The 16511-nt window shown below is 43.8% G+C and carries 13 protein-coding genes; 10 read left to right on the forward strand and 3 right to left on the reverse strand.

Annotated features, from left to right (window positions below; translation table 11 throughout):
* Positions 1-21 precede the first annotated feature (21 nt).
* Complete coding sequence (locus MKY66_RS14620) at positions 22-633, reverse strand: TetR/AcrR family transcriptional regulator (RefSeq protein WP_074095055.1); 612 nt, start codon at positions 631-633, stop codon at positions 22-24.
* A gap of 138 nt (positions 634-771) precedes the next feature.
* On the opposite strand from MKY66_RS14620, the gene MKY66_RS14625 reads away from it, so the two are divergent.
* The 4 genes from MKY66_RS14625 (at position 772) to MKY66_RS14640 (ending at position 4411) form a co-directional block, all read left to right on the forward strand.
* Positions 772-1533: an alpha/beta fold hydrolase gene (locus MKY66_RS14625; protein WP_083657125.1), complete on the forward strand. Its 762-nt coding sequence runs from the start codon at positions 772-774 to the stop codon at positions 1531-1533.
* A 183-nt stretch (positions 1534-1716) separates the two neighbouring features.
* A complete protein-coding gene (locus MKY66_RS14630) occupies positions 1717-2151 on the forward strand; it encodes a ribonuclease domain-containing protein (protein WP_036615937.1) in 435 nt (144 codons plus the stop codon).
* 14 nt (positions 2152-2165) lie between these two features.
* The gene (locus MKY66_RS14635) at positions 2166-2441 is read left to right on the forward strand and encodes a barstar family protein (RefSeq protein WP_076212098.1); all 276 of its coding nucleotides are present in this window, start codon (positions 2166-2168) and stop codon (positions 2439-2441) included.
* A gap of 275 nt (positions 2442-2716) precedes the next feature.
* A complete protein-coding gene (locus MKY66_RS14640; RefSeq protein WP_076212100.1) occupies positions 2717-4411 on the forward strand; it encodes an ABC transporter substrate-binding protein in 1695 nt (564 codons plus the stop codon).
* A 121-nt stretch (positions 4412-4532) separates the two neighbouring features.
* On the opposite strand, the gene MKY66_RS14645 is transcribed toward MKY66_RS14640, so the two are convergent.
* The gene (locus MKY66_RS14645) at positions 4533-5402 is read right to left on the reverse strand and encodes an AraC family transcriptional regulator (RefSeq protein WP_076212102.1); all 870 of its coding nucleotides are present in this window, start codon (positions 5400-5402) and stop codon (positions 4533-4535) included.
* Positions 5403-5565: 163 nt separating this feature from the next.
* On the opposite strand from MKY66_RS14645, the gene MKY66_RS14650 reads away from it, so the two are divergent.
* From MKY66_RS14650 to MKY66_RS14670, 5 genes are all read left to right on the forward strand, one after another.
* Positions 5566-7083, forward strand: coding sequence for a glycoside hydrolase family 43 protein (locus tag MKY66_RS14650; protein WP_076212103.1), 1518 nt, complete (start codon positions 5566-5568; stop codon positions 7081-7083).
* Between the two features lie 7 nt (positions 7084-7090).
* Complete coding sequence (locus tag MKY66_RS14655) at positions 7091-8635, forward strand: glycoside hydrolase 43 family protein (protein WP_076212104.1); 1545 nt, start codon at positions 7091-7093, stop codon at positions 8633-8635.
* A 130-nt stretch (positions 8636-8765) separates the two neighbouring features.
* Positions 8766-10469: an extracellular solute-binding protein gene (locus MKY66_RS14660; RefSeq protein ID WP_083657127.1), complete on the forward strand. Its 1704-nt coding sequence runs from the start codon at positions 8766-8768 to the stop codon at positions 10467-10469.
* Positions 10470-10517: 48 nt separating this feature from the next.
* Positions 10518-12284 carry a histidine kinase gene (locus MKY66_RS14665; RefSeq protein WP_305956067.1) on the forward strand — a complete coding sequence of 589 codons (1767 nt, stop codon included), beginning with the start codon at positions 10518-10520 and terminating at the stop codon, positions 12282-12284.
* Entirely contained in the window at positions 12269-13894 is a 1626-nt protein-coding gene (locus MKY66_RS14670) for a response regulator (RefSeq protein WP_076212106.1), read from the forward strand. Before MKY66_RS14665 ends, MKY66_RS14670 begins: the two co-directional genes overlap by 16 nt.
* A gap of 123 nt (positions 13895-14017) precedes the next feature.
* On the opposite strand, the gene MKY66_RS14675 is transcribed toward MKY66_RS14670, so the two are convergent.
* Positions 14018-14785, reverse strand: a complete 768-nt coding sequence (locus MKY66_RS14675; RefSeq protein WP_047842955.1) for a helix-turn-helix domain-containing protein — start codon at positions 14783-14785, stop codon at positions 14018-14020.
* 274 nt (positions 14786-15059) lie between these two features.
* On the opposite strand from MKY66_RS14675, the gene MKY66_RS14680 reads away from it, so the two are divergent.
* Entirely contained in the window at positions 15060-16415 is a 1356-nt protein-coding gene (locus MKY66_RS14680) for an extracellular solute-binding protein (protein WP_076212107.1), read from the forward strand.
* Positions 16416-16511 lie beyond the last annotated feature (96 nt).

Below are 16511 nucleotides of genomic sequence, written 5' to 3' on the forward strand. Positions count from 1 at the left end.
TCTCCTTGTTGCCCTGATTTTTTACTGCGCTCCGCGAATGAAAATATCTACTAGCTTCTGGCCTAGCGAAAAGTTGGAACCATATTTATGCAGGTTATCTTCCCGATTACCCATTAACATCAATGTCGAGAAGGTCTCTGCCAGGAAAAATGGATCGTCCGTTCGCAGTCTGTTTTCATCCATTGCCCGTTGGAAATGAGAGGCTAACACTTCATGAATCTGATGCTCCGCGTTGCGTATATCCTGAATCTGAGCTGGTTCAAGAAAAGGCTCAGCTTCTCTCAGCATGGTTTCAATCTCCGCATGTGGATTGCCAAGTCTGGCCTCTGCCAGACGAACAAGCCCCGATTCCAGATTCTCGGCTTGATCAAGGATATGCGAGGTTAACCGGCTCACATTCTGTAACATCGTTGTAAAGGCAACTTTAAAAAGCTCTGGTTTGCTGGTGAAATGATAATAAATGGTTGGTTTTGACACGCTACATGTTTTGCCAATCTGCTGAAGCGTGACTGTTTCGTAGCCATACTCCATGAATAACTGTGAAGCAGTTTGAATAATGGTTTGCTGAATTGAGATATCGTCGTTGCCATGTTTGGGTCTTCCAGGCAATCGTTTAGGTGATTTTTCTGTCATTGAATTTCCCTCCATGAATATTTTATGACAAATAACGATAGTTAGCAAAATCATCTTGTAATTATATTTACCGGTAAGTATAATTATGTAGAGTTAAAAAAGACATATCATTATCCTCATACTAAGGTGGTTTTAAGGTTGAAAACAGCACAACGTACTAACAAATGGAAAAAAATAATTATGTGGACCATCTTGTCCATCGTTATCATCGTGGCCGGTGTTTTCGTATATCTTAATTCGGTAACGTATAGTCCCTCTGAGCGAGCTGAAACTGCGATTACAAGTGATGCTCAGGTTAATGTAGCCAAGATTAAGGACGGTTACCGATTTGAACCCGTGGGTACAGAGATAACCCAACCGAATATTATTTTTTATCCAGGCGGTTTGGTTAAACCTGAAAGTTATTCTCCACTTGCCAGAGAAATGGCAGAACAGGGTCACCGCGTATATATCGCGAACATGCCAATAAACTTGGCGATTTTCGGTCAAAACAAGGCTGATTCCTTTATCGAGGAACATCCTGACGAAGCGTTTGTTATTGGTGGCCATTCGTTGGGAGGGTCATTTGCATCACGGTATGCTGCGCAGCACAATGAGAAGTTGGAAGGCGTCTTTTTCTTGGCTTCTTATGCAGATGAAGGGGGGAGCGTGAAGAATACAGACTTGTCTATCTTACAGATTACAGGCTCGGATGACGGAGTGCTTAACTGGGAAGACTGGGAGAACTCCAAAGCAAATCTTCCGGAAGACACGACATATGTGAGTATTGAAGGTGGAAATCACGGTCAATTTGGTTCATACGGCATGCAAAAAGGAGATAATCAACCTGCAATTACAGAAGAAAAGCAGTTGGAAGAGGTAGTTATGGCCCTAGAGAACTGGATGGATACATTAAATTAAACTATAAAATGAATGTGTTGAATGGTAATGATCGTGGTACGATTAAAGTCGCTATTTTAGCGGCTTTTTTTGTTGAAAGAATTGCTTTAATTACCACAAATCGTTAACATTAGAAGCATTGTCATCGAAATAGCACCAAAACGGAAGACAGCAAGAGCAAGAACATCAAAAGGAGAAAAGATTATGTTTTTCAGAAAATTTGCTTACACGTTAGTGATCATCCTCGCTGCATTATTGTTCTCAGGTTGTACGTCAGAGTCTTTGCGTGATCTTGGATCACCTCAAGTTTCGGAGGATATGGGATTTGATGAGGTTGCCGACTATATCTCGGAGCACAATGAACTCCCGCCAAATTATATTACCAAGAAAGAGGCAAGAGATCTGGGATGGGAACCAAGCGAAGGTAACCTGCGAGAAGTTGCTCCAGGCAAAAGCATCGGCGGCGACGTGTTCAGGAACCGGGAAGGATTACTCCCCAACAAAAAAGGCCGGATCTGGTACGAAGCCGATATAAATTACTCAGGAGGACGGCGCGGAAGCGACCGAATTCTATACTCGAATGACGGTCTAATCTACCAGACGACAGATCATTATAAGTCATTTGAACAGTTAAAATAAACGGAGGAAATGATATGAGCATCATTCAGATTAACGGAAACGACTTTCACAGCAAGGAAGAGCTTCATCAAATTTTGCAAAACCAGCTTGAGTTAGACGAGAGCTATGGAGGCAATTTGGACGCACTATGGGATGTCTTAACTGGGGCTGTAAGCATGCCACTTACTGTTCAATGGATTGGTTTTGAGAAAAGCAAAGAGATTCTTGGAGATTACGCTGACCAGGTCATGGAATTGTTGCGTGATGTGGAAGGGGAGATCCTAGGATTTACGTTGGAATTATATTATTGAAAAGTAGCTTTGGCTTTATAAGGCGATGGGCAACCATCGCTTTTTTGGTCTTCACATTTTTACTGAGACACATGTCTAGATCATGCTATTTTCATGGCTTAATAATCAAGGTTGGGGTGATTAGACTTCCTTATACTTTAAACATGGAATAGGGTAGGCAGGATTGTAGTCGTTTACTAACGGTTGAATATGTAAGCGTATACTATATCAAAGTGAACCATCGTAATGTCTGGATTGGTTATAACGACTAACATCATTTAGGGGGCAGAAAAATAATGAGAGCCGTATCAAAAGTGCTAGGAGCATGTCTCGTAACAAGTGTTGTGTTAGTTTCCGCCGGTTGCGGAAACGCTGGGGAGAATTCCGAATCAAATACGAGTGACACCAACAGCCCAATCACATTTACCTTCTTCGGCGCAGATGCAAGTCCCAACTGGAACAAAATGCAGGATGCGGTAGGGAAGAAAATTACGGAAGAAACCGGTGTAAGCATTGATGCTGAATTCGATATTTCGAGCGGAGGCGGAAACGACCGTATTTCCTTGATGGCTGCAAGCGGTGATTATCCGGATTTGATTTTCCCCAAAGGTAACTTGACCAGACTCGTTGATGCCGGGGCAATGATTGATCTGACGGATCTGATCGAAGAACACGCCCCCAACTTGAAAAAGATCTACGGTGAGCACTTCAATCGGTTGAAATACAGTAATGACGATCCTTCAATCTATTGGATTCCAACGAATGGTGCAATCGATCAGGTCAGCTTTGATGCGACGAATGGTACCGCCATTCAACATCGTGTAGTCAAGGAACTTGGGTATCCTGAGATCAAAACCTTAAACGATTTCGAAAAAGTGCTACGTGAATATTACGAGAAACATCCGACCACAGATGATGGCCAACCCACAATTCCGCTGACGCTTAGTGCAGATGGATGGCGGCGAATGATCACTGTTACTGATCCCGCTGTCATGTCTACTGGAGGACCTGGAGATGGTGAATATTTCATCAATCCGGATACCTACGAAGCCGTTCTGCATTACAAACGTCCCGAGGAGAAAGAATATTTCCGGTGGTTGAACAAGATGTACAATGAAGGCTTGCTGGACAAGGACAGTTTTGTTCAGAAGGATGACCAATATAAGTCCAAAATCGCCAGTGGTCGCGTGTTATCCTTGCTTGATCCAAGCTGGGGATTCAGTGATGCGGAAAATGCTTTGAAAAGTGCAGGGAAAGACGACATGACCTACGGATTCTATCCGGTCACGCTAGATGACAACTTTCAGCGTAAAGATTTCCAGAATATTGGCTTTGACGGTTATGGCATTGGCATAACGGTAGATTGTGAAGATCCTGTCCGGGCTATTAAATTTTTGGACTGGATGTCTTCTGAAGAAGGGCAAGTATTGAGAAACTGGGGCGTTGAAGGCGAGCAATATAACGTGGAAGACGGTGTTCGCACCATCCCGGCCGATGTACAGGAACGTAAAAACAAAGACAATAACACATTCACCAAAGAAACCGGAGTAGGCTTGTATTACATTTTTGGTGCTCATTACGGGGATGGCGTCAAAGATTCAACGGATAACTACTATACAACGAATTATCCTGAACAGATTCAGCAAAGTTATTCCGATGAGGAAAAAGAAGTTTTGAAAGGCTATGGCATCACTACATGGAAGGACTTGTTCCCTTCCGAAAAGGAGTTTCCGGTGAAAGAGTGGGGTGCTGCTTACAATATGCCGATTCCTTCGGATAGCGGGGATTATAACGTTGTGTATCAGAAAACGCAGGATATTATTCAGAAACGGATCGCCGAAGCGATTACATCCTCTCCGAGTGCCTTTGAAGACATATACGACAATATGATTACCGAACTTGATAATGCAGGTGCAGTAGCCATGGAACAGCAGTATACGGAGTGGATTAAAGATCGCGTTCGATTGTGGACGGGTAAAGAGATCAATTAACTTGCGGATATAATCAAAGTAATGCACTGTTTGCAGATCCGAAGTATATCAAGAACTAAAAGAACATCGAGCCATGCAGGATGGCTTGATGTTTTTTAGTTTACATTGAATGAGCTCATCATTATCTTGGCAGTGCTTCCATTGCATCACGTCTTTGTTTGATATATCTACCGGGGGAGATGCCAACCATTTTGGTAAAACTGCGAATAAAATTGGCATAGTCACTAAAGCCCGATTGAAAGCATGCATCCGTAATACTCAATCCTTCAGACAGGTGGAATTTGGCCCGTTCAATACGACGACCCAAAATGTAGGAACGGATGGTTAATCCAGTATGCTTCTTGAACTGGCGGCTGATATAAGTACTGTTCATGTAGAACACTTCGGCAAGTTTGCGAAGCGTAATATCTTGATTTAGATGTGTTTCAATATAATCCATGGTTTCACGAACCAGTTCAGGCATAATGTCATTGGGAACAAAGGAATTGTTATGAAACCAGACGTTAATCATGACCAACAATTGGGCTACGGCTGCATTTATTTTGATATCGGTGCCATAAGCATCACAAGCAAGCAATCCTTCCAGTTCGTTCGTACATTGCAGCATCTGCTTCAAGTTATCGTCGTCTAAATGTACGATGTTGCCTGTACCTTTGGGGCGATGATCAAAACATGACGATAGATTGGTTGATGGTGTGGAAAGCTGAAATAGATATGTTTTTTTGAGATTGATTGTAATTCGCTCATACTCAGATTCATCCAGAATAAAGGCTCGGTGCATCTCCTCGGGTGACATCACAAGCAGATCACCAGGCTGTACATGGTAACATCGATTTTCTACATAAAAGTGAACGTTGCCACGAAGAAACAGGTAGATTTCGTATGCATTATGGCGATGATAGATCGTTTCCAGCTTATACGTCGTTACGCTGTGTAGATATAAGAGCTCAGGCTGGATGGGATCATAAAAACACTCAGAGGATCCACTCATGAAGTACCTCCCGTCATTTCACGCAATAAATACAGCGGTTAACGCAATGAAATTGTACTCAGCTTACCTTAAAATGTAATCATCCTATCATGATACCTTTTGTATTGCAAACGCTTTCTCGTAAAAAGGCACAACTAAAAACGATTATAGGGGGATTCTGTTGATGAATCATCATTCTGCACCACAAGCTGGTGAGCAAAAGCAAGATCAAGCTGCCAATCAGGAGCGTATTCCAGGGGAGATTGGAAAGCTTCGTCCCAACGGTAACCCTCTGGTGGCCCACAAATTTGGAGCCGATCCATATGCTTTGGTATTTAACAATCGAGTCTACTTATATATGACTAGTGATAAGCTGGAATATGATAAGGACGGTCTTCCTCAGAAAAACAGCTACAGTTCAATCAACCGGATTACGGTCATTTCTTCGGATGACTTAATCAACTGGACCGATCATGGAGAGATCAGAGTTGCCGGACCTCAAGGCGCAGCAACATGGGCTTCACAATCTTGGGCGCCCGCAGCTGCTCATCGAAACGTGGATGGCAAGGACTGTTTCTTTCTTTATTTCGCTAACAATGCCAGTGGAATTGGTGTATTGTCTGCACCAACACCTGTAGGTCCATGGATAGACCCTATAGGAAAGGCACTTATTACAAGAGAAACTCCTGGAGTGGAGGAAGTAACTTGGTTATTCGATCCGGCTGTCATTGTAGATGATGATCATCAGGCCTACATATACTTCGGTGGTGGTATTCCGCAGGGGAAAGCAGAAAGACCTGATACGGCAAGAGTGATGCGATTGGGAGAAGATATGATCAGCGTTGTTGGCAAAGCGAAGGTTATTCAGGCGCCTTATATGTTTGAAGATTCAGGGATACATAAATATAATAATAGTTATTACTTTACGTATTGTTCCAATTTTGTTGAGGGTGATCGGCCAGAGGGCAGCCCACCACCTGGTGAAATTGCATATATGACCAGTGTTCAGCCAATGGGGCCATGGACATATCAGGGAACGTTGCTCCAGAATCCGGGCCACTTTTTTGATGTTGGCGGCAATAACCATCATGCTATATTCCAACTGGCCGATCAGTGGTACATTGCCTATCATGCTCAGACATTAAGCCAGGCCATGAATATTCCCGATGGTTACCGTTCAACACATCTGAATCGAGTCGAGCATAATGAGGCCACGGGTAAGATCCAGAAGGTACATGCAGATTATCAGGGCGTAGATCAAATCAAGTGCTTCAATCCCTATGAGCGGGTAAGCGGTTCGACGATTGGATGGAGCAGCAGAGTAACAACAGAGCAATATCTTGACTCTGCTGAGATATCTGCATCCGATTCGAATATCATGTTCGCTAAGCTGCAAAATGACAGCTGGATAGCTGTATCCAAGGTGGACTTTGAAAGTGAAGGACCTACAACCTGTACAGCTACTATTGGAAATCAAGGAACCGAAGGTACGTTGGAACTTCGACTTGATCGTGCAGACGGACCGTTAATTGGAGAAATCATTGTTTCGCCTGCGACAGAATCTCTTCAATGGACGGAACTAACAACTAATGTTACAGGTGCGAAAGGTGTGCAAGACTTGTATATTAAGTTTAAAAGTTCAACAGACAGCTCAACCATCTTTTTAAGAGAATGGAAGTTTAACAGACAAAATGAGGTGTAATTAAAGCATGTATCCGAATCCGATTATTTGGGCCGATTACCCGGATCTTGACGTTATTCGTGTAGAAGACACATATTATATGGTCAGTACAACCATGCATATGATGCCGGGATGTGTCATCCTGCGTTCATATGACCTGATCCATTGGGAAGTAGCCACATATGTATACGACACATTGGACGATACACCTGCCCAACGGCTGGTGGATGGTCATCACGTTTATAGTAAAGGCATGTGGGCTGCATCACTCCGCTATCATCAAGGGATGTTCTATGTGATCTTTGTTGCGAATGATACCCGTAAGACATACTTGTATACGTCGACCTCCATCTCGGGAGTGTGGAAGAAGCAGATCGTGGAAGGGTTTTACCATGATTGCTCCTTATTTTTTGACGATGATGAACGAGCATATCTCGTGTACGGTAATACCGAGATCTATCTGACCGAATTAAGCTCTGATCTGTCCGGACCCAAACCTGGTGGAGTGCATCGCTTGATTGTAAAAGACGAGCAGCCTCATCACCTTGGTTATGAAGGAGCACATTTTTACAAGATCAATGGTAAATATATTGTCTTCCTGATTCATATCACGAAAGCTTCCGGACGTAGAACACAGGCGTTTTATATGGCAGACTCTCTGGAAGATGTCTTCACTGGTGGAGAAGTATTTAATGACGATATGGATTATTTCAATTCAGGTGTTGCTCAGGGCGGTATCGTGGATACGCCGGATGGAGACTGGTATGCAATGCTGTTTCAGGATCATGGGGCTGTTGGCCGGGTTCCTGTTTTGGTTCCGCTATACTTTGATCAAGGTATACCGGTCTTTGCAAGCAAAGCGCCGAAGCAGATTGATATCCCGAGCACGAGACCAGAGCACCGTTATAACCCGTTAGTGGGTAGCGACAGTTTCAATTATGAACCCGAGGAAGATGGAAGCATCCGCATCCGTGATTTTTGGCAATGGAATCATACACCTAATCATGAACTTTGGTCCGTTACTGAGAAATCGGGGGTGTATCGTGTTCGAACGGGACAGATCAGCCCAAATCTGACGTTTGCGGTCAACACACTAACCCAGCGTTCAATGGGGCCCGCTTGCGAAGCAATGGTTACGCTTGACGGCAGTCGTCTGAATGATGGGGATTATGCCGGGTTGTGCTTTCTGATCGGTTCGTACGGTATGATCGCTCTCACGAAGCAGGATAGCAAGTTTTACTTGGTCATGCATGCCAGAGATAGTGAGGATTCCACCATATTTGGCAATCTGATCGACCAGAAGCCAGCCACTGAACATGAACGTATCCCGGTATCAGATCTAGTAGTTAAACTAAAAGCATTCGGAAATTTTGAGAACAATCTGGATGAGTGCTCTTTTGCCTATTTCGATGGGGTTGAATGGAGAGATATAGGGATTGTCCACAAAATGATATATAAACTGGATCATTTTATGGGTTGCCGGACGGGGTTGTTTGTATATTCAACGGAAATAGTTGGAGGAACAGCTGACTTTTCGAATTTCGAATATCGTGTGATTAATCCTGTTGAGTAACAATAAAAATACGAAAAGCCGCCCAATGGCGGCTTTTCGTATTCAATGAGTACAAGTTGTTGTACAATGATATGGATTAAAGTTGACAGAGAGAAGAGAGTTGTTCAAACCGAACTGGGGGCATGTCGTCATGTATAAGAGATGTCTGGACATAACAAGATGGACCTTCATTCTGTTCCTTGCTGTATCCATACCAGCAGGTCATACCGAAGGTAATAGCAAACAACATCATCCGCAGCAAGATGGGCAGCAGATTCAACTTCCCGCTACGTTTGAGAGGTATTCTCCTCCCATCGTGGTCTCTTTTGTCAGGGAAACTGGAGATGACCTTGAGCGCATGATTAGTCAGTTATCTGGTGAGACGATACTGGATAATCGCTGGACTCGTTTGTACGAGAAAGAGCTAGGTATTCAAATTCACTATGACTGGATTGCTAATGGAGATGTATACAATCAGAAGTTGGGTGTATCCCTTGCTGCAGGACGTTTTCCAGATGTGGTGAAAGTTAATCCATATCAACTTAGACAACTGAGCAACGCTGGAATGATCGAAGATTTAACCCATGTGTACCAAGAGTATGCTTCCCCACTTACAAAGAGTATATTGGAGGCGGAGGGAAGAGGCGCATTTGATGCGGCAACCATTGATGGCAAACTCATGGCTATTCCCGAATCATCTTCCTCCATTGAGACAGCGCAGTACCTGTGGATTAGAACCGATTGGTTGGAGCAACTGGGGCTACGGCCGCCTGAAACGATGGAAGAACTTCTCCAGATTTCGAAAGCGTTTACAGAGGAGGACCCCGACGGGAACGGAGAGCATGATACGTACGGACTTGCGCTAACAAACCATCTATGGGATCCAGTTATGGGAGCTGCAGGGTTGATGTCCGGCTATGGTGCCTACCCTAATATATGGGTTAAAGATGCAGAAGGAAACCTCACTTATGGAGGTATTCAGCCTGAAGTTCGGGAGGCTCTGAAAGTACTGCAAACGTTGTATCGTGAAGGCCAACTTGATCCGGATTTCGGTTATAAAAGTGGAAGCAAGGCGTTTCGTCTGGTTCAGGATGGAAAAATAGGAATGCTCTACGGTGAACAGTGGACATCCTTTATGCTTCAGAGCACCCGTGATACAGATACAGATACAAATACAGATATAGATGTAGATGTAGAATGGCAGGCATATCCCATTGTTGCCAAGTCGGACCGGAGTCTGTTCGTACCGCTACGTTCCAACACAGGGCAATACTTTGCCGTAAAAAAGGGCTTTTCTAATCCGGAGGTCGTCGTAAAGCTTATGAATCTGCATCTGGACATCAACTGGGGGGATCAGGCACAGTATGAAACATACTACAATGACGACTCCCGAGCTGTGTGGATGCTATCACCGGTGACTCCTTTTCCCGGTAATAAAAATATAGATGCATACAAACAAATTCGTGATGCCAGAAGTACAGGAGACTTCTCGGCTCTTCAGAATGAAGCTCTCGCCATTCACAAACGCATTGTGGCCTATGAAACGGAACATGTAGAGAGCGGCTGGGGCTGGAAACAAACCTATGGGCCTTCGGGTGCTTTTAGCATTGCAGATTCTTACGAGAAGAACGGCCAACTTCTCTATGATCAGTTCACTGGCGGCATTACGGACACGATGGTTGATCGACAAATTATTCTTCGAGATCTTCAGCTTGAAGCCTATATGAACATTATTCTAGGCAGGTCGATAGATGAGTTTGATCGATTTGTAGAGAACTGGCGCAAGCTGGGGGGAGATCAGATCACATCGGAAGTTAACGAGTGGTTTCGCACCAGCAAGCCAAAGGAGCGCTAATGTTCACTTTATTCATACAAGGAACCAACTCAGCCTTTGGCATTGGAGGTGAATGCATTGATCAAAATCCCTGCTAAATCATGGTTTAACAGTATATTTGCGCGATTAATAATCACCTATCTGGTATTTGTGCTCCCTCTTATACTTCTTGGCGTGTATCTGTATCATTGGAGTTATGACAATGCAAGCCAGGAAATATCGTTGTCAACGGAGAGACGGTTGAACCAATATGTCGTGGAATTGAACAGAGAGATGGAATGGATGGAATTACAGCAGTTTGATATTGTTGAGGATCGAAAACTGAATCGTCTGGCCATTCTCTGGGACATGATGGATCAGGTTGAGCGGCGTGATACATTAAATTACCTGACTGAACGACTCGCTTCATTTAAGAATAGCACTGCTTATATCAAAAACGTTTATGTACATATCCCTTCTGTCGGCAAGAGTATATCGGCGATCCAAGGCATCGATGATTTCAATAAAAGTTCATATCAATACTTCAGTTCAGGCATGCAAGGAAAAGGTACACGTTTCACTGTGAAAGAGGACGCCTTGAACTTGAGTGCCGTCAGACTGACAGGCACGAGAGGAGAACCCCCGCTTTTTGTCATTCAAGTGGAGTTGGATACAGGCCATTTTCAAAATGAACTTACACGGCTTAATTTGTATCCGGAGAGTTCAACTTTTCTGATTGAGGACAAAACGGGGCATGCCATCACAGATAACCATCAAGTTAGTGTAATTCTCGCGAATTACCGCGAGCACAGTGTAAAAGGTACACTTGATGGCTTTCGGATGAAGGTGGGGGACACCATGTATCATGTTAGTCAATTGCATATGGACTCCCTGGGCTTATCCGTAGCTACATATCTACCCGAGGCAATTGTTACCAAGCCACTTAGCAAGTTCTATCATTGGGCGTGGCTGTTTGCAATTACATCATTTGTTGCCATCACGGCGTATCTCTATTCAAGTTATAAGTTGATTCACATCCCGTTACTGTTGTTGGTGAAAAGATTCAAAAAAATGGAGGGAGGCATGCTGGATGTCCCCATCGCGCATAATCGAAAGGATGAATTTGGCTTCCTATACACCCGTTTCAATCTAATGATTGAAAATCTTCAATCCCTGATCGACCGAGATTTTAAGAAAACACTGATGATGCAGCGGGCCGAGTTGAAGCAGCTCCAATCCCAGATTAATCCTCATTTTCTGTACAATAGCTTCTTTATTCTGAATTCACTGGCAAGAACCGGGGAAACAGAGCGTATTGAGCAATTCACGAACATGCTCGGAGAGTATTTCAGATTCATCACCCGGAATGAAACAGATCATGTGAAGTTGAAATTGGAAGTTGAACATTCACGAATCTATACAGAGATTCAACAACTACGATTCTCCAGACGAATCAAAGTTGATTTTGGGTTACTACCAGCTGAGATGGAACATATTCACGTTCCCAGACTCATTATTCAACCCATTATTGAGAATGCATATGAACACAGCCTTGAAAAGAATACGGACTCTGGTCTTCTGATTATTGGGTTTACTATGGAAGGTTCATATGCCGAGATCACCGTAGAGGATAATGGTAATGAGTTGGAAGAGCAACACATTCAAACTCTTCAACAACGCTTGCATAAGGACGGAGGTACAGACGAAATGACCGCATTAATAAATATTCATCGACGTCTGGTGCTGACGTATGGAGAAGGAAGTGGGCTTTTTCTATCCAGAAGTGAACTGCAAGGGTTAAAAGTCACAATTCGAATCCAGTGGAAAGAGGGGGAAAACGAATGTATCGACTTTTGATTGTAGATGACGAGGAGATTATTACGGATAGTCTCTATGAAACGTTCGCCAGACATATACCCGAACAGCTTGATGTATGTAAAGCCTACTCTGCAACAGAAGCATTGTCGTGGATGCAGCGTTCGAGAATTGACATTGTTCTAACGGACATCCGCATGCCGGGCATGAGTGGCTTGGAACTGACAGAGCGGATTCAAGCCAGTTGGCCGAATTGTCGCGTCATTTTTCTGACAGGACATAGCGATTTTGATTATGCATATCAAGCTTTTCAGATGGCTAATGTGCGTTACTTGCTCAAAACGGAAGGTTATGACAAGGTGATGTCTGTTGTAGAAGATGTGATGGAAGAGATCCGGCAAAGTCACAGCATGGTTGAGTTGTTGGAACATTCTCATAAAGTTAATTCGCAGCTTGCACTGATTCAGCAAAAAGAGTATTTGCGGAAGCTACTTCAAGACTGTACAGCGGTTATAGAATCTACTGTGGATATGCAGGACGAATTATCCAAACGAGATATAAGATTACAGATCAACTTGCCAGTTTATCTCATACTGGGTCGGTTCAATAATCTGCCAGAAAAAGGTTCGGACCTCACACAAATTCAAGAATCTGTTCGCATTATCGGCTCTTCTCTAATGAATGAGCGTACAGTGTGCGCAAGTGTAACGGACCATTATGGGGATACGATCTGGCTGCTTCAGCCGAAGCAGGAGGAAGAGATGACTAATGATAAACTTGTGCGATTTCTAGAAGGTACCCTGGAACTGGTACAGGAAGCATGTATGGTATCACTCGGCGTATCCATTGCTTTTTCATTAAGCAGTCGAAGCTGCAATTGGTCCGAGTTAACCAAACAATATGAACGTCTGCGATTACTCCAGTGGATGAAAATTGGGGATGGTGTATCCATGGTACTGACGGATCATCGCAATGATCTCTCATCTGATGTACCCAAAGAATCCATGCGAATCTCAAACCGGATCGAGATTATGTCAGGATATTTGGAAACGGGACGAATTCAGCCATTTTACGATATATTTGAGGAGCTTGCAGGAGAACTGCTGCAACAGGATATTACGATGGAACGTGCCATGGAGACATACTACAATCTGGCCTTATTATTACATTCAACGATCAATCGTTGGGGGCTTCAACAGAAGATCCCGGATCAACGAAGCTTGCTGCACTTAGGGGAGTATACATGCATGAAGGATGCAGTACAATTTCTATATCGTGCTGCCGATGAATTGGTCCGCTACAAAAGATCAAATGAACAGGAACGCGCTAACGTTGTCATTCATTCCTTATGCAGTTATGTTAAGGAGAATCTGGAGAAAGACCTTTCTCTGGTGAGATTGGCAGAACTTCATCATTTTAATCCATCCTATCTGTCGCGATTCTTTAAGCAGGAAATGGGAATAAACGTGTCAGAGTTCATTGACGACTGCCGAATACGGAAAGCCAAAGAATTGCTTCAGAACACAAATCTTATGGTACGTGAGGTCGCACTTCAAGTGGGGTACGAAGCTGCCCATTCGTTTACCCGACTTTTTAAGAAAATAACGGGAATGACTCCCCAAGAATACCGGGAATCCCTTTTGGTACGTTAATGGTGAATCCTCTGGAATTGACCAAACCCAAATAACCACAAAAAAACGCAGGAAGTAGAATACATCCTGCGTTTTTTGTGGTTATTATCTAATTGATAAACAAACCGATTGGGCAATCCACCTTTAGGCCGTGTGGATTTTTTGTCTTCTATAAGCATTGGGACTCGATCCGGCATACGCTTTGAACTTTTTATAGAACCAATCTATATCCTTATAACCTACCTCAATAGCAATCTCATATATGCGCAGATTCGTGGAAGACAACAACTGCTGGGCCTTTTCCATACGTTGCTGGAGCATATAATCATTGAAAGACATCTTCTCTTCCAGCTTGAACTTTTGCCCAAGGTACGCACAGTTAAAATGAAGCATGTCAGAGATCTTCTTCAGCGTGATTTCATCACTCAGATGATCCCGTACATAGGCCTTAACGATACGAATGACATGACTGGAGTGCATGGGCTTACCGTTCATTTGAACGGGTGTTTTGAAGAACGACGACGTTTTGTGTGCCGGGTCGGTTTCAAGGTGGGATCTAAGTCCATGCAGACTGTTAAGTAAAGAAGAAGGACTAACAGGATACGGGAGGTAATCATTTACCTGATACGTCAAGGCTTTGCGTACAAACCTGAAGTGATCTCTTCCACCCATCAGGAGGATAGGTATCTGACTTTTTTTTCGAATGTCATTGCATAACCAGAGCCCCGCGGTATCAAACCTCTCTGTATGTACCATAACAAGGGAAAAGTCTCGTTCTGACAATGCGGTCAAAGCCTCGGCCGATGAGAACACACAATTTGCGATAGTATATTGAGCTTTGCTCCGTAGCAACATCTGTTGCAACTCCCCGCACAAACGACGGCTGAAATCCACAAGTAAAATATCATACATGAAGCAATACCTCACCTTCTGCTGAATTGTAATGCGCTAGATTAACTGAAATTTGACTTAATTTCATTATGGTAATAAAAGAAAGCGCATACAATGTGCATATTTTTGTAGACAGTGCATTTCTTTACCAATTAAAACCTATAATGCACTTTGCTCGTGCAAAATTACGCAAATCTATATTCAGCCCGGGTAAACATCAATATTTCGGCAGGTTGTTTGCGCTTTCATTTGGACGATACACTGTGATAGCAAACGACAATCAGGGGGGAAGACGATGAGAAAAAACAAGTTCATGCTACTGAGCCTGGTATTTGCGGTCTTGTTGGTGATTGCTGCATGCAGTTCTGCACCTACCGCTCAACCCGAGCCGGAAAAGACAACACCACAGGAGGAACAAAAACCCGCGGAAACCGAACCCAAGAATGAAAACTCCACGCCAGAAATGGATTTTGACATGGGCGGCAGAACCATCAAGGTTGTTGCTTGGTGGGACATGGAAATACAGGGGAACAACCCGGACAACATTCAACGCCTTGAGAATCTCGAAGCGCTGAAGAAAAAACACAACTTTAATATTGAATATGTTTCCATCGATTTTGGTGAATATCAGGAAAAAGTAGTTGCTTCCCTGATGGCCGGTGAACCGCTTGGCGATCTGGTGAGACTGGGCAAAAACTATGCCATCCCGGCATTGACCAAACAGGATCTGTTATGGCCGGTGGATGATTATATTAAAAACGACAAGGTATTTAATCAGAAAACAACCAAAGAATACATGCAGTATGAAGGCAAAGGTTACGGCTTTACCGAGGACCAGTCCTCGTTTATCAACGGAATTTTCTATAATCGCACACTCATGCAAGAGCTCGGCTTGAAGCCACTTCAAGAGTATGTGGATGCCGATGAGTGGAACTGGGATACCTTCATCAGTGTTGCTAAGCAAGCGAACAAGGATAGAAACAATGATGGCAAGCTAGATACTTGGGGACTCGCTCAAACGGGCTTGCTGGAACCGATTCTGTATTCCAACGAGGCTTCTCTGACCAAAGAGGATAAGCAGAACCTGGAAGATCCAAAAACAAAAGAAGCGTTGAACTTCCTGTCCAAACTGGCTACCGAGAAGGTCGGCAGAGCTTCTGAGGGCGGCGATTGGACAGAGCCATCCACATTCTTCCGTCAAGGTAACACCTTGATGTATTCAGGTGCCATGTACGAAGTCGAAGGCATTATGACGGATATGCAGGACTACGATATTGGTTTTGTACCGTTTCCAAAAGGTCCAAGTGCATCAGCGTATCACTCCGGTGAGTCACGTTACCAAGCGATAACAATTCCAAAAGCGGTAGAGAATCCGGAACAACTGATGTACATCTGGGAGAAAATTAACGAGATCGAGTCGATCTATGAGTACCCGGGACAATCCACACTGGAGACACATCTGACTGATGAAGCAGATATCAACAACGCCAGAGAGGTTGCGGAAGGTATGTTGGTTCTCGACCATAACACATTCCCATCCTTGCCGTTCTGGGATTTTGATGGGGAACTCAAAGAAGGGGTATCCGTATCTACGCTGATCGAGAAATACAAGGCTCCTTTCCAGGCTGCGATTGATGAGGTTTACAAATAAGTATTACGTTACACGGGCAGAACGCACCAGTGAAGGTGCGGTCTGTCCGGGTTAGTCAATCGTTCAGTTCTCTCAACGCTTACAGGAAAGGGGATA

This window comes from Paenibacillus sp. FSL R5-0766 (genome assembly GCF_037971845.1).
Lineage (GTDB): Bacteria > Bacillota > Bacilli > Paenibacillales > Paenibacillaceae > Paenibacillus.